Below are 20,156 nucleotides of genomic sequence, written 5' to 3' on the forward strand. Positions count from 1 at the left end.
CAGGGGGGGCGGCCGGGGGGGTATGGGGAGGGGCGCTCGATGGGCGGTTTCTATCTCGGCTTTGGCTTGTCGGCGATCATGCTCGCCCAGGACTGGATTTACATGGCGCTCGGCGCCTCCTTTGCGATGGCGGCCTTTGCCCGTATTATCTCGATCCTGTCCGATAAGGGGAGTAGTCTCGTCAACTATTTACTCCTGGTTGTGCAAATTGCCTTGGCGGCGCTGCCGCTGCTTTATGTATTCGGCTTCACCCAGACATGACTCTCGCGACCGGCTAACGGCTTCCCCGGCCGGCTTCCAGGCCGTTGCGCAATTTTGCGAACAGAAATTCATGTGAAAGGCGTATTCGGGCATTACGCGTGTTGCGAGTCCGAACATCCTATGTTAGACGGACCCCGAATTTCGGAAGAAGCAAGAGGCTTCTCTTGTGGTTTCTGGGGGAAATCAAAACGAATTCAAGATCATAGGTTCGGCGTCCGCCGAGAGCCGGATTTTGGGTTGAAATCAGGGAAATTTGTGCCAGTGGCAGACACGTCCCAGCTTACATCTGGTGTTGCCGAGCGCTATGCCTCGTCGCTTTTCGAACTGGCGCTCGAGCAGGGCGCCGTCGACAGCGTAACCGCCGATCTTGACCGTTTCCAGGCAATGCTGGATGAGAGCGCTGACCTGAAGCGCTTCGTCGCAAGCCCGGTTTTTTCCGCCGAGGACCAGCTGAAGGCGATCGTCGCCATCAGCGAGAAGGCCGGAATCAGCGGCTTCTTCGCCAATTTCCTGAAGGTCGTGGCGCGCAACCGCCGCCTGTTCGCCCTGCCGGGCATGATCAAGGCCTTCCGCATCATCGCCGCGAACCATCGCGGTGAAATCTCCGCCGAGGTCACCTCGGCGCATGCGCTTTCGCAAGCGCAGGAAACCGAATTGAAGGTGGCACTCAAGAGCGTTACCGGCAAAGACGTGACGATTGCCGTCACGGTTGATCCGTCAATTCTTGGTGGTCTGATCGTCAAGGTCGGGTCCCGCCAGATTGATACGTCTCTTCGTACCAAACTCTCCACTCTTAAGCTCGCATTGAAAGAGGTTGGCTGATGGATATCCGCGCCGCGGAAATTTCCGCAATTCTCAAAGACCAGATCAAAAATTTCGGCAAAGAGGCAGAGGTCTCGGAAGTCGGCCAGGTTCTCTCCGTCGGTGACGGTATCGCCCGCGTCTACGGTCTGGACAATGTCCAGGCCGGTGAAATGGTCGAGTTCCCGGGCGGCATCCGCGGCATGGCGCTGAATCTCGAATCCGATAATGTCGGCGTCGTCATCTTCGGCTCCGACCGCGACATCAAGGAAGGCGACACCGTCAAGCGGACCGGCGCCATCGTCGACGTCCCGGTCGGTCCGGAACTGCTCGGCCGCGTCGTCGACGCGCTCGGCAACCCGATCGACGGCAAGGGCCCGATCAACGCGACGCGCCGTTCGCGCGTCGACGTCAAGGCTCCCGGCATTATTCCGCGCAAGTCGGTTCATGAGCCGATGTCGACCGGCCTCAAGGCCATTGACGCGCTGATCCCGGTCGGCCGCGGCCAGCGCGAGCTGGTCATCGGCGACCGCCAGACAGGCAAGACCGCTATTCTTCTCGATGCCTTCCTCAACCAGAAGGCCATTCACGACAACGGCCCGGAAGGCGAGAAGCTTTACTGCGTCTACGTCGCCATCGGCCAGAAGCGCTCGACCGTTGCCCAGTTCGTCAAGGTGCTCGAAGAGCGCGGCGCGCTGAAGTATTCGATCATTGTCGCGGCGACCGCTTCCGATCCGGCGCCGATGCAGTATCTGGCTCCGTTTGCCGGCTGCGCGATGGGCGAATATTTCCGCGACAACGGCATGCATGCGCTGATCGGTTACGACGACCTGTCGAAGCAGGCCGTTTCCTACCGCCAGATGTCACTGCTGCTGCGCCGCCCGCCGGGCCGCGAAGCCTATCCGGGCGACGTTTTCTACCTCCACTCGCGGCTGCTCGAGCGCGCTGCGAAAATGAACGACGACCAGGGCGCCGGTTCGCTGACCGCTCTTCCGGTCATCGAAACGCAGGGCAACGACGTGTCGGCCTTCATTCCGACCAACGTCATCTCGATCACCGACGGCCAGATCTTCCTTGAAACCGACCTGTTCTACCAGGGTATCCGCCCGGCCGTGAACGTCGGTCTGTCGGTTTCCCGCGTCGGTTCGTCGGCGCAGATCAAGGCGATGAAGCAGGTTGCCGGTTCGATCAAGGGCGAGCTCGCCCAGTATCGCGAAATGGCCGCCTTCGCCCAGTTCGGTTCGGACCTCGATGCTGCGACACAGCGCCTGTTGAACCGCGGTGCACGCCTGACCGAACTTCTCAAGCAGCCGCAGTTCTCGCCGCTGAAGACGGAAGAGCAGGTCGCGGTGATCTTCGCTGGCGTCAACGGCTTTCTCGACAAGCTGCCGGTTGCTTCGGTCGGCAAGTTCGAACAGGGCTTCCTCTCTTATCTGCGTTCGGAGGGCTCCGCCATCCTCGACGCGATCCGCACGGAAAAGGCAATCAGCGATGATACCAGGGGCAAGCTCACTGCTGCTCTCGATAGCTTCGCAAAGTCTTTCGCGTAATCAGGCCCTAAGTTAGGACGGATCACGGATGCCTTCACTTAAGGATCTGAAAAACCGGATCGCCTCCGTCAAGGCGACGCAGAAGATCACCAAGGCGATGAAAATGGTCGCCGCGGCGAAGCTTCGGCGTGCGCAGGAGGCGGCCGAGGCCGCCCGGCCTTATTCGCAGCGCATGGGTGCGGTGCTGGCGAACATCGCCAAGGCCGTTACCGATGCGGACGGCGCGCCGACACTGATGACCGGGACCGGCAAGGACCAGGTTCATCTGCTGGTGGTCTGCACGGCCGAACGCGGTCTTTGCGGCGGCTTCAACTCGCAGATCGCCCGATTCGCCCGCGAGCATGTGCGCAAGCTGGTTGCCGAGGGCAAGACAGTGAAGATCTTCACCGTCGGCAAGAAAGGTTACGACATCCTTCGCCGCGAATATGCTTCGCTGATCATCGAGCGCAAGGAATTGCGCGACGTCAAGAAGATCGGCTTCGAGAATGCGGACCAGATCGGCAAGCGCATCATCGAGATGTACGAGGCTGGCGAATTTGACGTCTGCACGCTGTTCTATTCCGAGTTCAAGTCGGTGATCAGCCAGATTCCGACGGCGCAGCAGCTCATCCCGGCTTCGACGGGCGCAGTGCAGGCCGAAGATGCGGCGCATGCCGGCGCGGTCTACGAATATGAGCCGGATCCGGCTTCGATCCTCGAAGACCTGATCCCGCGCAACATCTCCGTCCAGATCTTCCGCGCGCTCCTCGAGAACGTCGCCGGCGAAATGGGCGCCAAGATGAGCGCCATGGACAATGCGACGCGTAATGCCGGTGAGATGATCAACAAACTGACGCTGAGCTACAACCGCCAGCGTCAGGCGCAGATCACCAAGGAACTCATTGAAATCATTTCGGGCGCGGAAGCGCTCTGAGGCTAGGAAAAGAGGGTCAGAAAATGGCTGAGGCAGCTACCCCCAAGATCGGCTCTGTCGGCAGGGTCACACAGGTTATCGGCGCCGTCGTTGACGTTGCTTTCGAAGGCGAACTGCCGAAGATCCTGAACGCGCTGGAAACCACCAACAATGGCGTCCGTCTGGTTCTCGAAGTTGCACAACACCTTGGCGAGAATGAAGTCCGTACGATTGCGATGGACTCGAGCGAAGGTCTCGTGCGCGGCCAGGAAGTCAGCGATACCGGCGCTCCTATCATGGTTCCGGTCGGCAACGAGACGCTCGGCCGTATCATGAACGTCATCGGCGAGCCGGTCGACGAAGCTGGCCCGCTCGTCACTGCGCACAAGCGCGCCATCCACCAGGATGCGCCGTCCTATGTCGAGCAGTCGACGGAAGCGCAGATCCTCGTCACCGGCATCAAGGTCGTCGACCTTCTGGCGCCCTATGCACGCGGCGGCAAGATCGGTCTGTTCGGCGGCGCCGGCGTCGGCAAGACCGTCCTGATCATGGAACTGATCAACAACGTCGCCAAGGCGCATGGTGGTTACTCGGTTTTCGCGGGCGTCGGTGAACGTACCCGTGAAGGCAACGACCTCTACCATGAAATGATCGAATCCAACGTCAACAAGCATGGCGGCGGCGAAGGCTCGAAGGCCGCGCTGGTTTACGGCCAGATGAACGAACCGCCGGGCGCCCGCGCCCGCGTCGCTCTGACCGGCCTGACGGTTGCCGAACATTTCCGCGACCAGGGTCAGGACGTTCTGTTCTTCGTCGACAACATCTTCCGCTTCACCCAGGCAGGTTCCGAAGTGTCGGCTCTGCTCGGCCGCATCCCGTCGGCCGTCGGTTATCAGCCCACGCTCGCAACCGACATGGGCCAGATGCAGGAACGCATCACCACGACGACGACCGGCTCGATCACCTCGGTCCAGGCCATTTACGTTCCGGCCGACGACTTGACCGACCCGGCGCCGGCAACCTCGTTCGCGCATCTTGACGCGACGACGGTTCTGTCGCGCTCGATCGCCGAAAAGGGCATCTACCCCGCCGTCGATCCGCTCGACTCCACCTCGCGCATGCTCGACCCGATGGTCGTCGGCGAAGAGCATTACGAGGTCGCCCGTAAGGTCCAGTCGACGCTGCAGCGCTACAAGGCCCTGCAGGATATCATCGCCATTCTGGGTATGGACGAACTGTCCGAAGAGGACAAGATTGCCGTTGCCCGCGCCCGCAAGATCGAGCGTTTCCTGTCGCAGCCGTTCTTCGTCGCCGAAGTCTTCACCGGCTCGCCGGGCAAGCTGGTTGCTCTGGAAGACACGATCAAGGGCTTCAAGGGCCTCGTCAACGGCGAATACGATCACCTGCCGGAGGCTGCCTTCTACATGGTCGGCTCGATGGAAGAAGCGGTCGAAAAGGCCAAGAAGCTCGCAGCTGCTTGATGAGCGACGCGCTGGACGAGATATTCTGCTGCGATCCTCTGAAAGGGGTCGTGGCGGATCTTCCGGAACCAGCCGCGCCGACCATCTATCGCGCCGATAACGGCGTGCTGATGATGGTGGTTGGTCTGGTTCAGAGCGAGGAAGGCCTCGGCTATCTCGACCAGGCGATAATGCACTGCCCGTTCTGCGGGACCCAATTGCAAGATGCGAAAGCCATAGCCGAGAAGGTAAGTCACTGATGGCTGACAATTTCAACTTTGAGCTCGTTTCGCCGGAGCGTCTGCTGCTGTCGGAGATGGTGACTGAAGTCGTCATTCCTGCGACTGAAGGCGAAATGACCGTCATGGCGCACCATGCGCCGACGATGACGACGATCAAGCCGGGTGTCGTGAGCGTGCGTTCGGCCTCCGGCAAGAAGCAGGACTATGTCGTGTTCGGCGGTTTTGCCGATATCCTGCCGACCGGCTGCACATTGCTTGCCGAATCAGCGGTTCCGGTCGAGGAACTCCACAAAGACGAACTGACCCGCCGCATCGAGGCCGCTCGCAAGGAGCTCGAAGATACCGAGCTGCACGAACGCAAGTCGAAACTCGAGCACTTCATCATGGAACTGACGCATCTGAATGGCGTCGTCCAGCAGGATTGATCGCAATCGATTTTTCGATAGTGAAAAGGCGGCTCAACAGCCGCCTTTTTTGTGTCTGCTCGTCTCCAGGGATCCGGCGGACAATGTCTGACGGCGGGTTCAAATGAACAAGCGGCCTTCGCCGCCACGCCGGATCGTCTCAGAAGCCGGTGCCGCCACGCAGCTCGATGACGAGCGTCTTCAGCAGAATCTTCAGGTCGAGCAACAGACTGAAATTCTTGACATAATAGATATCGCAGGCAATGCGGGCGCGAGCTTGCAACGGTCGCGCCGTCGGGCCCCGCCAGCCGCGTGTCTGCGCTAGGCCGGTGATGCCGGGGCGCATGATGTGGCGCTGGTGGTAGTGCGGCACCAGCTCTTCGTAGAGCCTGCCGGCTGCGCGCATGTTGATCGCATGGCATCGCGGACCGACCAGCGACATATCGCCCATGAGGACATTGAAAAGCTGCGGCAGCTCGTCGATATTCGTCCGTCTGAGGACCGCGCCAATGCCGGTCATCCGGCTATCGCCCTTGACGGTCTGCTGAATGCCGCTCGGATCACAATCGTCGGTGCGCATCGAGCGGAATTTGAAGACCGTGATCTTCCGTCCGTTCAGTCCCCAGCGGATCTGCCGGAAGAATATCGGGCCGCCATCGTCGAGTTTGATGAAGAGAGCAATCGCCAGAAAAAACGGCGCGAGCACGATGAGGGCGCTGCCTGAGGCGACAATGTCGAACAGCCGCTTCACGCCCAGCCGTACAGCCATCTTTCTTTCGACAGGCGAAAAGCTATCCGGCTGGCGAATGTTGGAGTTCGCGATAACCAGGGTCTTGGTTTTGTCCTGACGCTGAGACGGATCGAAGCGTGAATTCGTCTTCGAAGTAAAAGCATTCATTACGCAAGGTCCACAAGTTTAGATGCGATACTGAACTACCGGGAGACAGATACATCGTCACGTAACGTTTGTCATCGGTATAAAAAAGAATTTCGTAACCCTAAAGAAGCCAAAAATGGGAGTATTTCGCGTTAACCTTAACGCCTGTAGTTGCGTTGAATGAAAGCTTATACTTTGAAAGGAGTAGCCCGATCGGATGGGCATGATGTCAGTCGGTTGCCGAGGTCGATCGCCGGTTTCTCCAGCAGGTGGTAGCTGAGGCTGGCGACGAGAAGGACGAGCGCTGCCGCCAGTCCGCAGGACTGCAGCCAGCCCGTGACGACATTTTCCGAGGAGACGCCGAACGAACCAGGGTCGAGCCTTTGGATCGATATCAGGATGATCTCCTGCCAGACATAGATGCCGAAGGAGATCTTTGCGATGTAGCGGACGGGCGCATTGTCGAGTAGCCTGCCCAGACGTTGCGAATGGCAGAGCGAAACGAGCGCCGTTGCGATTGCCAGCGGAAAGACCGGGAAGCCATAGGGGATATCGAGCCAGCCGTAAGCTTCAGGGGTGCCGCCCGGCGATATGACGAGGCGGTAGCCGGCAACGGCGAGGGTGAGCAGCGCTGCGGCATCGAACCAGAAGGAGGACCGCCTTCTCAGCATGATCTCGATGCCGGCGGCCAGCGCGCCGAGGGCGAAGACGGCGAAGAAGCCGATCGGATTATATCTCGGCATCCACTCTTTCGCCCCACCCTGCAGGCCGTACTGCCAGCCGCGTCCGATGTCGTCGAGCGGAAAGATGGTGAGGATCAGCAGATGGGCGAGGACGACGCCTGCGACGACGCAAAGCCAGGCCAAGCGGGCAAGCAGCGGACGCTGCCTGAGGAGAGGCAAACGAAACAGCAGGAGAAAGCAGACCGGCAGGAGCACATAGCTGGTGACCTCGAAGGGAATGGACCAGAGCGGGCCGTCGGCTTCGACCGGAAAAAACGTGCGCCAATGCCACTGGCTCATGAACAGCAGCCCGGAGACGTAGCGAAGCGTGAGTTCCGGCGTCAGCGGCAGGGCAAGCAGTGTCAGGCTGAGGACGAAGCTGACGGTTGCTGCCACCCAGAAGCCCGGCGCGATACGCGCCGCCCTGCGGATCGTGTAATGGCGGAGGCTCGGCATCTCGCCGCCGCCGTCGAGCGCGCGCCAGAAGGGATGAGAAAGAAGAAAGCCGCTGAGCACGAAGAAGATGGCAACGCCGAAATTGCCGAAGCGGAGGATCTGCGCAGTCGTTCCCAGTTCGTCGGGAATTCTGCGCATATCCAGCCGGAGCGCGAGATGGTGGGCAAGCACCAGCAGACAAGCCGTCGCGCGCAGAAAGTCCGCTCCGGCCAATCTCTCCTGTTGTCGCATCTGTCCCTCGCCTTATAGCTCAAGACTTTGCCGCGGAACGCCGCGGCGGGCAAGGCCAGGGCTGGACTCAGGCCAGCAGGTCGTTGGTATAATAGGTGGAAAAGTCCGGCTTCTCCTTGAGTGCGGCGCCATTCGCATCGACCAGAATGCCGTTCTCGACCAGGAAGCCGCCGATAGCATCGGCCTTGGCCGGATCGAGGGTGCCGATCACACCGGCCTGGGATTTCAGGAAGTGTCCTTCGATCAATGCCTTTTGCGAAGCTTTCACCAATTCGGCGTTCATCAGCGCGCCGTTGCTCTCCGCTATCAGCAGCGCGCAGGCTTCGTCGGGATGATCAACGGAATAGGCATAACCCTTTCGCGTCGCCTGAATGAAAGCGCGGGCATTTTCCCGATTGGCCGAAAGATAGGTGTCGCTGGAGACGATGACCGTGGTTTGCTCGTCGGGAATGCCGTAGTCGGAATAGTGGAAGCGGGCGATCTTCCGGTTTTCCAGTTCGGCGGCGACGCCTTCCCAGGTATAGATCTCCAGGGTGAAATCGATCGAGCCATTGTCCAGCGCTTCATAGGCGGAGGTGCCGAGCGTGACGGTCTTGACCTCGCCTTTGCCGCCATCGTTGCGGATCATCGCGGAGATCAGCGCGCTCTCCCAGGTGCCGCCGAATCCGCCATAGGTCTTGCCGTCGAGATCCCTTGGGCTCTTGATGTCGTCGCGTCCGCCCTTGAAGATCAGGCGTGCTGTTTCAGTCTGGACGACGCCGTAGACCATCTTCACGTCACCGCCGGCGGCGCGCTGCGTGATGGCCTCGATCTCGCTGCTGATCCCGAAGTCGGCGACGCCGTTCGATACCAGCGTTCCGGCACTCGTATCGGCATAGGGTAGAATGTCGACATCGAGGCCCGCGGCGGCATAAAAACCCTTCGCCTTGGCGACATAGATGCCGATATGGTTGGTGTTGGGCGTCCAGTCGAGTGCGATGCGAGCCTTTGCGGGCGCCGACTGGGCGAAGGCCGGGCGGCCGACAAGGCCTGCCGCGATGGCGGCGAAAATCGTCTGGCGACGGGTGAGAAGCAGCATGATGACCTCCTCAGGTCTCTAGAGCATGGTGCCGAAAGTGTGCGCGGTTTTCGGCGTCATGATCTAACTCTTTAGTTCAGAACAGGATGCAGATTTTAGGCCGACCGGCCTAAGATCATCCTGTTCCAGCGGATGAAGCAGGGTCTGCAGGATTTCGGTTTCGATCGCCTGGGCCGCCGGCGAGCCGAGATCGGCAAGGCTTCTGGGGCGGGGCAGGGGAACGCGGAATTCTCGAATGATGCGCGCCGGGCGGGCCGAAAGCACATAGATGCGGTCGGAGAGGAACACCGCCTCGCGGACATCATGGGTGATCAGCAGCGCCGTCCAGCGGTGTTCGGTCCACATGCCCTGCAGCCACTCCTGGATCTGCGTGCGCGTCAGCGCGTCGAGCGCGCCGAAAGGCTCGTCGAGCAGCAGCATGTCCTGGGTCTGGACGACGGTGCGCAGCAGAGCGGCGCGCTGGCGCATGCCGCCCGATAGTTCGGACGGATAATGGTGTTCGAAGCCGGCAAGGCCGAAGCGCTCGAACAAAGGCGCCACAGCGGCGCGGGCCGCGCGGCGGCTCTTGCCTTTTACCTCGAGGCCGAGGGCCGCATTGTCGATGATCCGGCGCCAGGGCATCAGCGCATCACGCTGCGGCATGAAGGCGAAGGAATGCGGCGCTTCCTCAAGCGGCGCGCCATTGAAAAGCACCGAGCCGGAATCGGGTCGAAGCGACTGCGTCAGCAATCGCAGCACCGTCGATTTTCCCGAGCCGGACGGGCCGACGATCGAAACGAACTCGCCGTTCCCGACGCCGAGCGAAATATCGCCCAGTACCTGCATGCCGTCGAAAGATTTCGCGATATTGCGCAGTTCGACCATTTTGTCGCTCATCGGCGCCGCTCCCCGGATGGCTGCCAGGGCATAAGGAGGCGCTCTATCAAGAGTGTTAGGCCGAACAGGCAAAGGGTCAGCACGGCGCTGACGACGACGGCGGCGAGCACGAGATCGGGACGGAAATTGTTCTTGGCGTTGAGGATATAGATGCCGAGGCCGCTTGCGGCGCCGGCATATTCGGCAAAGATCGCGCCGACGACGGCATAGGTGATCGAGATCCTCAGGCCGGCGAAGAAATAGGGCAGCGCCGAGGGAAGCCGTGCCAGGCGGAAAATGCGCCAGCGGCTCGTCTTCATCGAATGCAGCAATTCGGCGATGTCGCGGTCGGTCGATTCATAGCCTTGCAGCAGGGCGACGAGCAGCGGAAAGAAGGTGACGAGCGCCACCAGCAGGATCTTCGGCAAAAGGCCGAAACCGAACCATAAGACGACGAGCGGCGCAATCGCCACCAGCGGCAGGGTCTGGCTGGCGATGAAGATCGGCAGCAATGCCCGGCGCATGAATGGCATGAAATCCATGAGGATCGAAGAGGTGAAGGCGAAGGCAAGCGACAGCGCGAAACCGCCGAGCGTCGCACCAAGCGTCGGCCAGGTGTTTGATATCAGCGCCTCACGGTTCAGCCAGCCCTGGATAACGATGCGCGAAGGCGCCGGCAGAATGGAAGGCTTGATGCCGGAAAGATCGACATAGAGTTCCCATGCCGCCAAAAAGGCGCAGCCCGCGAGCAAGGCGGGGAACCCCCGATAGAGAGCGGCGCGGAGCGCGGAAAGGTGCGAACCCGATGGTTGCGGCGATGTCATCAGCGTTTGATTTCGGTCTCGATGCCTAGCCGGCCGCGATAGGGATCGAGCGTTTTGACGGCATCGCGAATGATGCCGACGACATTGCCGGACATCGGATAAAGTGACACTTCTGCGCCTGAGAACATCTGAACCTCGCTCCGCTGGCATTACCCAGATCAGCTTTAAAGGGTCCAGAGGCTAGCGCCTCATATCTCAGCCCCGGCAATACGGAGCTCCCCTGTTATTTCGTCGGAAACTATCACCCGTGTTTTCTTCCCGCAACCGCAAATTTGGGAACCCGTCCGCACGGTCGGAAAAGCTCTGTTGTGAGGGAAACACCCGAGCGGGATCCCGCTCGGGTGTTCCTCGGTGGGCCCGTACCTGCCGGGAACGGGACCGCAGCTTGCTGCCTCTGGCGGCAATATCGGCGTAAGGGGTGCCAGCGCCCTTATCGGAGTAAGAGCGGGAGCGCCCGATCGGGCTTTACGATCGCAGAAGCAAAGGGTATAAGACCTCAACCAATATTGAGGTCAAGAGGCGATGGATGGTATTTCGGCAGCGCCGCTCGGAAAGCTCCTGACTGTCGGCGAAGTGGCGGAACGCAGCGGCCTTGCCGTCTCGGCGCTGCATTTTTACGAGACCAAGGGTTTGATCTCGAGCATCCGCTCCCGCGGCAATCAGCGCCGCTACGGGCGCGATGTGCTTCGCCGCCTCGGCATCATCAAGGTGGCACAGCGTGTCGGCATTCCGCTTTCGGAAATCCAGGCGGCGTTCCAGTCCCTGCCGCAGGGGCGCACGCCGACCGTCGCCGATTGGCAGACGCTGTCGGCGCGATGGAAGGACGATCTCGACGCACGAATCAATCGGCTCAGTCTGCTGCGCGACCGCCTGACCGGCTGCATCGGCTGCGGCTGCCTGTCGATCGAAAGCTGTCCGTTGCGCAATCCCTGTGACCGGCTCGGCAGGGAAGGGCCGGGTGCGCGGCTTCTGGAGACCGAAAACGAGCTCGTTGTTTAGTCCTGGATCTCCCCGGAAAGATCGATGCCTGCCTTTCTTTCGGTCGGTGTGCTCATATGTTAAGGGCAGGTGACGCATCCGAGGAGGACGGCTTCGTGTTTCATCCCAGACTGTTTGAAAATCGTAATGTCGTCGTCACCGGCGCCGGCCGCGGCATCGGCCTCGAAGTCGCTCGGCAGTTTCTGGATTGCGGCGCGAAAGTGATCGTCCATACCGGGCGCAAGCCGGGGCGGGACCTGCCGGATTTCCTGCTGACGGCTGAATCGGAAAGACGGGCGCTGCTGCTGCATGCCGATTTCTCTGCCGCCGGCGGTGCGGTGCAATTTGCCGACGATGTTCTGGCTTTCTTCGACAGGGTGCATGTGCTCGTCAACAATGCCGGCACCATGCTCGGCCGTTTTCCCGCTGCGACGCTGACCGATGCCGAATATGAAGCGGTCATACGGCTGAACCAGACCTCGGTAGTGGCGCTGACGCGCGCATTGCTGCCGGCATTGAAGGCGGCCGAGGGTGCTGCCGTCGTCAACACCGTTTCGATCTCGGCGCTCACCGGTGGCAGCCCCGGCTCGTCGATCTATTCGGCCTCGAAAGCCTTCGTTGCGACCTATTCCAAGGCGCTTGCCCGCGAGCTTGCCCCGGATGGCATCCGCGTCAACTGCGTCTCGCCGGGAACGATCGAGACGGATTTCCACGAGCGCTATTCCTCCAGAGAAAAGCTGGAGCAGACCCGGAAATCCATCCCCCTGCAGCGGCTTGGCACGGCAGAGGATTGCGCTCCCGCCTATCTGTTCCTGGCGGCTCCCTTACTCTCGGGATACATTACCGGCCAGGTGATCGAGATCAACGGCGGACAGCTTATCTGCTGATTTACTTGGACCTTTTTTGGCATTTCATCACTATTGACCAATTCGTTTGTGCGAATATGCTATTGTTCTGATCTACCAAATCGCCTCCCTTCCGAGATATCGAATGCCGTTGCCTAAACCGGAGCCGGGGATGACCGGCCAGGACTTGCACATACTCGCCGGAAAAGCCCATGAAGCGAGCGATCTGCTGAAGGCTTTGGCGCATCACACCCGATTGCTGATCCTCTGCATCCTGGCAAAAGAGGAGCGGACGGTCGGTGAAATCGAGAATATTCTCGGCATTCAGCAGGCGATGGTTTCGCAGCAGCTTGCGCGTTTGAGGCTCGAAGGCCTAGTCAATACGCGCCGCCAAGGCAGGCTGGTTTATTACAGTATCGGCAATGTCAGCGTGCTTGCCTTCCTCGAATCTCTGTTCGATCTTTTTCCCGCTGCGGAAAACTGTTAAAGCGCGTCGCCTTAACTTGATTCATTCCCTTGCGGAGCACGGTTGCTGTGTCGAAGATGAGGCCGGACGCGAAATGTCGCGGGAGCCCGGATGATCGACAAGCTGGAATTCTTCATCGCCCTAGCCAATGAAAAGCATTTCGGCCGCGCTGCGGAGGAGTGCGGGATTTCGCAGCCGACGCTTTCGGCCGCGATCCGGCAGCTCGAGGATCAGCTCGGGGTCATGCTGGTGCAGCGCGGTTCGCGTTTTCAAGGGCTGACGCCGGAGGGGCAGCGCGTGCTGGAATGGGCCCGGCGCATCGTCGGCGACGCGCGCACCATGCGCGAGGAAATGCGCGCCGCCCGCCGCGGCCTTTCCGGCCACATTCGCCTTGCCGCCATTCCGACGGCGCTCGCCATGCTTTCGCGCATTACCACGCCTTTTCAGGAACGGCATCCCGGCGTCACCTTCTCGATCGTCTCGCGCAATTCGCTGCAGGTGCTGAGCATGCTCGAAAACCTCGAAATCGATGCGGGCATCACCTATCTCGAAAACGAGCCGCTCGGCCGTGTCACCAGCGTTCCGCTCTATGCCGAGCGCTATCATCTGATCACGGCTGCGGGCAGCCCGCTCTCCGATCGCGACAATGTGACATGGAAAGAGGTCGGCGATCTTCGGCTTTGTCTATTGACCGCCGACATGCAGAACCGCCGAATCATCAATCGGCACCTGACGGAAGCCGGTGCCACGGTGCATCCGACGCTCGAATCCAACTCGATGATCGTGCTGTTCTCGCATGTTCGAACCGGCCGCTGGGCGAGCATCATGCCGCGCAATGTCGCCAAGTCTTTTGGTTTCCCGGTGGAAATCCGGATGATTCCGATCGTCGAGCCGGAGGCCCATCATCTCGTCGGCCTTGTCGCGCCCTATCGCGAGCCCTTCACGCCGCTGGTCTCTGCCTTGCTGCATGAAGCGCGGGTGCTCGTGCGAGATGAAGAACTCTGATAGAAAAAAACTATCGTTCCACAGGATAGCTTTATTGATCCCTGGCGGCTTCCCTGAGATGCTTGCGGCGGATGGTGCTCGGCTGGAGGGGCCGCCATTCCGCAACGAGCAAGCCGTCGGGAGGGCTACCTTATGACCATTTATATCGCCGAAGGCGATATTGCCGCGCGCACTCGTGCGATCATTGCCGATCTTCGCTTCCTCGAAGGGCCGCTGCTTCCCATTCTACACGAGGTTCAGGACGAATTCGGTTATATCCCGCAGGAAGCCGTGCCCGTGATCGCGGAGGAACTGAACCTCTCCCGTTCCGAGGTGCATGGCGTCGTGACTTTCTATCATGATTACCGCGACCACCCCGCCGGCCGGCATGTGCTGAAGCTCTGTCGCGCCGAGGCCTGTCAGTCGATGGGCGGCGATGCGCTGGCCGAGCGCGTCAAGACGCTGCTTGGCATCGATTTTCATCAAACGATGCTCGACGGCAGCGTGACGCTGGAGCCGGTCTACTGTCTCGGGCTCTGCGCCTGCGCGCCATCGGCGATGCTCGATGGCGAGGTCTATGGCCGGGTTGACGATCAGCTGGCGGCGGAACTCGTTGCGGAGGCACGCCGATGAGCATCAAGATTTATGTTCCGCGAGATGCCGCCGCGCTGGCGCTCGGCGCCGAAAAGGTGGCAAAGGCGATTGCCCAGGAGATCGCCGCCCGCGGCCTCGGTGCCGAGATCGTGCGCAACGGCTCGCGCGGAATGTTCTGGCTGGAACCGCTTGTCGAGGTCGAGGTCGCCGGCAAACGCATCGGTTACGGACCGGTGAAAGCAAAGGATGTGCCTGCATTGTTCGACGCCGGGATGATGACCGGCGGCGATCACCCGCTCTGTCTCGGGGAGGTTGAAGACCTCCCGTTCCTGAAGGAACAGACCCGCCTAACATTCGCCCGCTGCGGCATCACCGATCCACTGTCGTTGGCCGACTACGAATCGCATGGCGGCCTGGCCGGCCTTCGCCGGGCCGTTTCGATGACATCCGCCGAAGTCGTCAAGGAAGTCACCGATTCCGGCCTGCGCGGACGCGGCGGCGCCGGCTTTCCCACTGGGATCAAGTGGAAGACTGTTCTCGATGCCCCGGGGGACCGCAAATATATCGTCTGCAATGCCGATGAGGGTGACAGCGGCACCTTTGCCGACCGGATGATCATGGAGGGTGATCCCTTCGTGCTGATCGAGGGCATGGCGATAGCCGGCCTCGCCACCGGAGCGACCAAAGGCTACGTCTACACCCGTTCTGAATATCCTCATGCCATCGCAGTGATGACCGAAGCCGTCGGCATCGCGCGTCAGGCCGGGATACTCGGCCCGTCGGTGCTCGGCTCGGGCCGCGCCTTCGATATCGAGGTGCGCACCGGCGCCGGTGCCTATGTCTGCGGCGAGGAGACGGCCCTTTTGAACAGCCTCGAAGGCAAGCGCGGCGTCGTGCGCGCCAAGCCGCCGCTGCCGGCGCATCAGGGGCTGTTCAACTGTCCGACCGTCATCAACAATGTGATCTCGCTCGCCTCCGTGCCGGTGATCATGGAGAAGGGCGCCGCCTTCTATCGCGATTTCGGCATGGGCCGCTCGCGTGGCACCATTCCGCTGCAGATCGCCGGCAATGTCAGATATGCCGGTCTTTACGAAACGGCCTTCGGTCTTTCGCTCGGAGACATCGTCGACCGAATCGGCGGTGGCACCGCGACGGGGCGGCCGATCAAGGCCGTGCAGGTCGGCGGACCGCTTGGGGCCTATTTCCCTCGGGCATTGTTCGACACGCCGTTCGACTACGAAGCTTTCGCCGCCAAGGACGGGCTGATCGGCCATGCCGGCCTCGTCGTCTTCGACGACAGCGCCGATATGCTGAAGCAGGCGCGCTTCGCCATGGAATTCTGCGCCGTCGAAAGCTGCGGCAAGTGCACGCCCTGCCGCATTGGCTCGACGCGCGGCGTCGAGACGGCCGACAAGATCGCCCATGGTATCGAGCCGGAGAAAAACCGGGCGCTGCTCGCCGATCTCTGCAACACGATGAAATTCGGCTCGCTCTGTGCGCTCGGCGGCTTCACCCCCTATCCCGTCATGAGCGCCATGACGCATTTCCCGGAGGATTTTTCGCCGGCGCCGATGGTGGAGGCAGCTGAGTGATGATCTTCCAAGCCCCATGCCGTGATCTGCTCAATTCCATTTCCGTACAGGAGGCCGACCATGTCTCTCATCCATGAAATCGACTACGGCACTCCCGCTTCTACATCCGAGGTGATGGTGACGCTCACCATCGATGGGCAGCAGATCAGCGTGCCGGAGGGCACCTCGATCATGCGCGCTTCGATGGAGGCCGGCATCGAGGTGCCGAAGCTCTGCGCCACCGACATGATCGATGCCTTCGGTTCCTGCCGGCTCTGTCTCGTCGAGATCGAGGGCCGCAACGGTACGCCGGCCTCCTGCACGACGCCGGTGGCGGCCAATATGGTGGTGCACACGCAGACAGGACGGCTGAAGGATATCCGCCGTGGCGTGATGGAACTCTATATCTCCGACCATCCGCTCGACTGTCTGACCTGTGCAGCCAACGGTGATTGCGAATTGCAGGATATGGCGGGCGCCGTCGGGCTGCGCGACGTGCGCTATGGCTATGACGGCGACAACCACGTCAGGGCGCGCAACCATGGCGAGATCAATCTGAAATGGACGCCGAAGGACGAAACCAATCCCTATTTCACCTTTGACCCCTCCAAATGCATCGTCTGTTCGCGCTGCGTGCGCGCCTGCGAAGAGGTGCAGGGCACCTTCGCGCTGACGATCGAGGGGCGTGGTTTCGGCTCCAAGGTTTCCTCGGGTGCGCATGAAGCCTTCATCGATTCCGAATGCGTCTCCTGCGGGGCCTGCGTACAGGCCTGCCCGACGGCGACGCTGACGGAAAAGTCGGTGATCGAGATCGGCCAGCCCGAACATTCGGCCATCACCACCTGCGCCTATTGTGGCGTCGGCTGTTCCTTCAAGGCGGAAATGCGCGGCGAGGAACTGGTGCGCATGGTGCCGTGGAAGGACGGCCAGGCCAATCGCGGCCATTCCTGCGTCAAGGGCCGTTTCGCTTACGGCTATTCCACCCACAAGGACCGGATCCTCAACCCGATGATCCGCGAAAAGGTCGGCGATCCCTGGCGGGAGGTAAGCTGGGACGAGGCCTTCGCGCATGTGGCGTCGGAGTTCCGCCGCATCCAGTATCAATACGGTCGCGACGCGATCGGCGGCATCACTTCCTCGCGCTGCACCAACGAGGAAACTTATCTGGTGCAGAAGCTGGTGCGGGCCGGTTTCGGCAACAACAATGTCGATACCTGCGCCCGCGTCTGCCACTCGCCGACCGGCTATGGCCTAGGCCAGGCTTTCGGCACCTCGGCGGGCACCCAGAATTTCGACAGCGTCGAACAGTCCGATGTCGTCGTCATCATCGGCGCCAACCCGACCGACGGCCATCCGGTATTCGCCTCGCGGTTGAAGAAGCGGCTGCGCCAGGGGGCCAAGCTCATCGTCATCGATCCGCGCCGCATTGATATCGTCCGGTCGCCGCATGTCGAGGCGTCCTACCATCTGCCGCTGAAGCCCGGCACCAATGTCGCCGTCATGACCGCACTGGCGCATGTGATCGTCACCGAAGGGCTCTATGACGAGACCTTCATCCGCGAGCGCTGCGACTGGTCGGAATTCGAGGACTGGGCCGCCTTCGTCGCCGAACCGGCGCACAGCCCCGAGCAGACCGAGATCTTCACCGGCGTGCCGGCAGCGGATCTGCGCGGCGCGGCAAGGCTCTATGCCAAGGGCGGCAACGGCGCGATCTATTACGGTCTCGGCGTCACCGAACACAGCCAGGGTTCGACCACGGTTATCGCCATCGCCAATCTGGCGATGGCGACCGGCAATATCGGCCGTCCCGGCGTCGGCGTGAATCCGCTGCGCGGCCAGAACAACGTGCAGGGCTCCTGCGACATGGGTTCCTTCCCGCACGAACTGCCGGGCTACCGGCACATTTCCGACGATGCGACACGGGATATCTTCGAAAAGCTCTGGGGCGTGAAGATCAATAACGAGCCCGGCCTGCGCATTCCGAACATGCTGGACGCGGCGGTCGACGGCTCCTTCAAGGGCCTCTACGTCCAGGGCGAGGATATTCTCCAATCCGATCCCGATACGAAGCATGTCGCGGCCGGCCTTGCGGCGATGGAATGCGTCGTCGTGCAGGATCTGTTCCTCAACGAGACCGCCAATTACGCTCATGTCTTCCTGCCAGGCTCGACCTTTCTCGAGAAGGACGGCACCTTCACCAATGCCGAGCGCCGCATCAACCGGGTGCGCAAGGTGATGACGCCGCGCAACGGCTATGGCGACTGGGAGGTGACCCAGAAGCTTGCTCAGGCCATGGGGCTCGACTGGAATTACGCCCATCCGTCTGAAATCATGGACGAAATTGCCGCAACGACGCCGAGTTTCGCCCTGGTGTCCTACGATTACCTCGAGAAGATGGGCTCGGTGCAGTGGCCATGCAACGAGAAGAACCCGCTCGGCTCGCCGATCATGCATGTCAACGGCTTCGTGCGCGGCAAGGGCAAGTTCATCCGCACCGAATATGTGGCGACCGACGAGCGTACCGGGCCGCGCTTCCCACTGCTGCTCACCACCGGCCGCATCCTCAGCCAGTACAATGTCGGGGCGCAGACGCGGCGGACCGAGAATGTCGTCTGGCATGCGGAAGACAGGCTGGAAATCCATCCGCATGATGCCGAGCAGCGCGGCATTCGCGATGGCGACTGGGTGAAGCTCGTCAGCCGCTCCGGCGACACCACGCTGAGATCGCTGATTACCGATCGTGTTGCACCGGGCGTCGTCTATACGACCTTCCATCATCCTAATACGCAGGCGAACGTCATCACCACCGACTTTTCCGACTGGGCGACGAATTGCCCTGAGTATAAGGTGACGGCGGTGCAGGTTTCGCCCTCCAACGGGCCGAGCAACTGGCAGATGGAATATGACGAGCAGGCACGGCAATCGCGCCGCATCGCCGGCAAGCTCGAGGCAGCGGAGTGAAAATGCGGGGGTGGTTTGGCAAGAAGGGATTTGCATCATGACCTTCCAGACTACCGCCCGTGCTCCCGAAACCGCCCGCCACAACGGCCTCATGCATTCCGGCTCGCGCATCGTGCCGGAAGAAGTGCCGATCGCCTTTTCCTATGGCGGCAGCTCGCATGCGGTGATGATGGCGACGCCCGATGATCTCGAGGATTTCGCCGTCGGTTTCAGCCTGACCGAAGGGATTATCACCGAACGCACCGAGATAGCGGCCATCGAGATCGTCGAAGGCGAGCAGGGGATCGATGTGCAGGTGAGCCTTGTCGACGACGTCGCTGATCGGCTGCGGGCACGACGCCGCAGCATGGCGGGGCCGGTCGGCTGCGGGCTCTGCGGCATCGAATCGATCGAGCAGGCGGTGCGGCCGGTGCCGGATGTCTCGGCATCGCCGCTGACGCTGTCGCATGCCGATATCGTACGCGCCGTTTCGCTGCTGAACGAAGCGCAGCCGCTGCATCGCGAGACGCGAGCGGTGCACGGCGCCGGCTTCTATCTTCCGGCCAAGGGATTGCTTGCCGTGCGCGAAGATGTCGGACGGCACAATGCGCTCGACAAGCTCTGCGGCGCCGTCATCGACGCTGGCGAAAACGGCCGGAACGGCGCCGTCGCCGTGACCAGCCGGCTCTCGGTCGAGATGGTGCAGAAGGCGGCGATCCTCGGTTCACCCGTGCTCATCGCCATTTCAGCGCCGACGGCTCTTGCCATCCGAACGGCCGAAGAGGCCGGCATGACGCTCGTCGCCCTGGTGCGCGGCGAGGATTTCGAGATTTTCACCCACCCGCACCGCATCTCGCCTGGAAGCATCGCCGATGTCGCATGATACCAAGACCAAGCTTGTCTATATGGCAAACCAGATTGCCACCTTCTTCAAGAGCCAGCCGGCAAGCGAGGCCGTGGAAGGGGTCGCCAATCATATCAACAAATTCTGGGAGCCGCGTATGCGGCGGCAATTGTTCGAAATTCTCAACAAGGAGGAAAACGGCCTGGATGCCCTCGTGCTGCAGGCCGCTCCCTTGATCCGCAAACCTGAGCCGGAAGCACAACAGATCCGGTAATCCGAAG

General features: G+C 61.2%; 21 protein-coding genes, 1 pseudogene and 1 riboswitch. Of the genes and pseudogenes, 16 read left to right on the forward strand and 6 right to left on the reverse strand.

The window, feature by feature from the left end:
• From K6N12_RS32640 to K6N12_RS32670, 7 genes are all read left to right on the forward strand, one after another.
• The coding region (locus K6N12_RS32640) for a DUF4345 domain-containing protein (protein WP_222149154.1) at positions 1–261 on the forward strand (261 nt) is incomplete at its 5' end.
• A 255-nt stretch (positions 262–516) separates the two neighbouring features.
• On the forward strand, positions 517–1,083 hold the full coding sequence (locus K6N12_RS32645) for a F0F1 ATP synthase subunit delta (RefSeq protein ID WP_017966273.1): 567 nt from the start codon (positions 517–519) through the stop codon (positions 1,081–1,083).
• On the forward strand, positions 1,083–2,612 hold the full coding sequence (gene atpA / locus K6N12_RS32650) for a F0F1 ATP synthase subunit alpha (protein ID WP_097624886.1): 1,530 nt from the start codon (positions 1,083–1,085) through the stop codon (positions 2,610–2,612). Before K6N12_RS32645 ends, atpA begins: the two co-directional genes overlap by 1 nt.
• Positions 2,613–2,640: 28 nt before the next feature.
• A complete protein-coding gene (locus K6N12_RS32655; RefSeq protein WP_097624885.1) occupies positions 2,641–3,525 on the forward strand; it encodes a F0F1 ATP synthase subunit gamma in 885 nt (294 codons plus the stop codon).
• Positions 3,526–3,548: 23 nt separating this feature from the next.
• On the forward strand, positions 3,549–4,985 hold the full coding sequence (atpD, locus tag K6N12_RS32660; RefSeq protein ID WP_097624884.1) for a F0F1 ATP synthase subunit beta: 1,437 nt from the start codon (positions 3,549–3,551) through the stop codon (positions 4,983–4,985).
• Positions 4,985–5,224: a hypothetical protein gene (locus tag K6N12_RS32665; RefSeq protein WP_071093262.1), complete on the forward strand. Its 240-nt coding sequence runs from the start codon at positions 4,985–4,987 to the stop codon at positions 5,222–5,224. The genes atpD and K6N12_RS32665 overlap by 1 nt, the downstream gene beginning before the upstream one ends.
• Complete coding sequence (locus K6N12_RS32670) at positions 5,224–5,631, forward strand: F0F1 ATP synthase subunit epsilon (RefSeq protein ID WP_097624883.1); 408 nt, start codon at positions 5,224–5,226, stop codon at positions 5,629–5,631. Before K6N12_RS32665 ends, K6N12_RS32670 begins: the two co-directional genes overlap by 1 nt.
• Before the next feature lie 139 nt (positions 5,632–5,770).
• Here K6N12_RS32670 and K6N12_RS32675 read toward each other — a convergent pair whose 3' ends face one another.
• The 6 genes and pseudogenes from K6N12_RS32675 to K6N12_RS34715 all read right to left on the reverse strand — a co-directional run.
• The gene (locus K6N12_RS32675) at positions 5,771–6,508 is read right to left on the reverse strand and encodes a sugar transferase (protein WP_097624882.1); all 738 of its coding nucleotides are present in this window, start codon (positions 6,506–6,508) and stop codon (positions 5,771–5,773) included.
• Positions 6,509–6,675: 167 nt separating this feature from the next.
• Positions 6,676–7,896 carry an acyltransferase family protein gene (locus K6N12_RS32680; RefSeq protein ID WP_097624881.1) on the reverse strand — a complete coding sequence of 407 codons (1,221 nt, stop codon included), beginning with the start codon at positions 7,894–7,896 and terminating at the stop codon, positions 6,676–6,678.
• Between the two features lie 67 nt (positions 7,897–7,963).
• On the reverse strand, positions 7,964–8,974 hold the full coding sequence (locus tag K6N12_RS32685; protein ID WP_097624880.1) for an ABC transporter substrate-binding protein: 1,011 nt from the start codon (positions 8,972–8,974) through the stop codon (positions 7,964–7,966).
• A gap of 63 nt (positions 8,975–9,037) precedes the next feature.
• Positions 9,038–9,850 carry an ABC transporter ATP-binding protein gene (locus tag K6N12_RS32690; protein WP_097624879.1) on the reverse strand — a complete coding sequence of 271 codons (813 nt, stop codon included), beginning with the start codon at positions 9,848–9,850 and terminating at the stop codon, positions 9,038–9,040.
• Entirely contained in the window at positions 9,847–10,653 is an 807-nt protein-coding gene (locus tag K6N12_RS32695; protein ID WP_131711718.1) for an ABC transporter permease, read from the reverse strand. Before K6N12_RS32695 ends, K6N12_RS32690 begins: the two co-directional genes overlap by 4 nt.
• Positions 10,654–10,664: 11 nt before the next feature.
• Positions 10,665–10,781, reverse strand: a pseudogene (locus tag K6N12_RS34715) (YkoF family thiamine/hydroxymethylpyrimidine-binding protein); the annotation flags it as partial.
• A riboswitch (TPP riboswitch) is annotated at positions 10,772–10,885 on the reverse strand. Its footprint overlaps the pseudogene before it by 10 nt.
• 290 nt (positions 10,886–11,175) lie before the next feature.
• Between K6N12_RS34715 and soxR the strand changes: the two are divergent.
• The 9 genes from soxR (at position 11,176) to K6N12_RS32745 (ending at position 20,149) form a co-directional block, all read left to right on the forward strand.
• Positions 11,176–11,652 carry a redox-sensitive transcriptional activator SoxR gene (gene soxR / locus K6N12_RS32705; RefSeq protein ID WP_097624877.1) on the forward strand — a complete coding sequence of 159 codons (477 nt, stop codon included), beginning with the start codon at positions 11,176–11,178 and terminating at the stop codon, positions 11,650–11,652.
• A gap of 95 nt (positions 11,653–11,747) precedes the next feature.
• Positions 11,748–12,518: an SDR family NAD(P)-dependent oxidoreductase gene (locus K6N12_RS32710; RefSeq protein ID WP_097624876.1), complete on the forward strand. Its 771-nt coding sequence runs from the start codon at positions 11,748–11,750 to the stop codon at positions 12,516–12,518.
• A gap of 103 nt (positions 12,519–12,621) precedes the next feature.
• Positions 12,622–12,963 (forward strand): ArsR/SmtB family transcription factor, encoded by a 342-nt coding sequence (locus K6N12_RS32715; protein WP_131711719.1) that lies wholly within the window; start codon positions 12,622–12,624, stop codon positions 12,961–12,963.
• Between the two features lie 90 nt (positions 12,964–13,053).
• On the forward strand, positions 13,054–13,947 hold the full coding sequence (locus K6N12_RS32720) for a LysR family transcriptional regulator (protein WP_003582744.1): 894 nt from the start codon (positions 13,054–13,056) through the stop codon (positions 13,945–13,947).
• A gap of 132 nt (positions 13,948–14,079) precedes the next feature.
• Positions 14,080–14,559 (forward strand): formate dehydrogenase subunit gamma, encoded by a 480-nt coding sequence (locus K6N12_RS32725; RefSeq protein ID WP_097624874.1) that lies wholly within the window; start codon positions 14,080–14,082, stop codon positions 14,557–14,559.
• Positions 14,556–16,112: a formate dehydrogenase beta subunit gene (locus tag K6N12_RS32730; protein ID WP_131711720.1), complete on the forward strand. Its 1,557-nt coding sequence runs from the start codon at positions 14,556–14,558 to the stop codon at positions 16,110–16,112. Before K6N12_RS32725 ends, K6N12_RS32730 begins: the two co-directional genes overlap by 4 nt.
• A 60-nt stretch (positions 16,113–16,172) precedes the next feature.
• Positions 16,173–19,052 carry a formate dehydrogenase subunit alpha gene (fdhF, locus tag K6N12_RS32735; RefSeq protein WP_097624872.1) on the forward strand — a complete coding sequence of 960 codons (2,880 nt, stop codon included), beginning with the start codon at positions 16,173–16,175 and terminating at the stop codon, positions 19,050–19,052.
• Positions 19,053–19,089: 37 nt separating this feature from the next.
• Positions 19,090–19,914, forward strand: coding sequence for a formate dehydrogenase accessory sulfurtransferase FdhD (gene fdhD / locus K6N12_RS32740; protein ID WP_097624871.1), 825 nt, complete (start codon positions 19,090–19,092; stop codon positions 19,912–19,914).
• The gene (locus tag K6N12_RS32745) at positions 19,904–20,149 is read left to right on the forward strand and encodes a formate dehydrogenase subunit delta (protein WP_097624870.1); all 246 of its coding nucleotides are present in this window, start codon (positions 19,904–19,906) and stop codon (positions 20,147–20,149) included. The genes fdhD and K6N12_RS32745 overlap by 11 nt, the downstream gene beginning before the upstream one ends.
• Positions 20,150–20,156: the final 7 nt, after the last annotated feature.

It is taken from the genome of Rhizobium redzepovicii, from assembly GCF_019793435.1.
Taxonomy (GTDB): Bacteria; Pseudomonadota; Alphaproteobacteria; order Rhizobiales; family Rhizobiaceae; genus Rhizobium; species Rhizobium redzepovicii.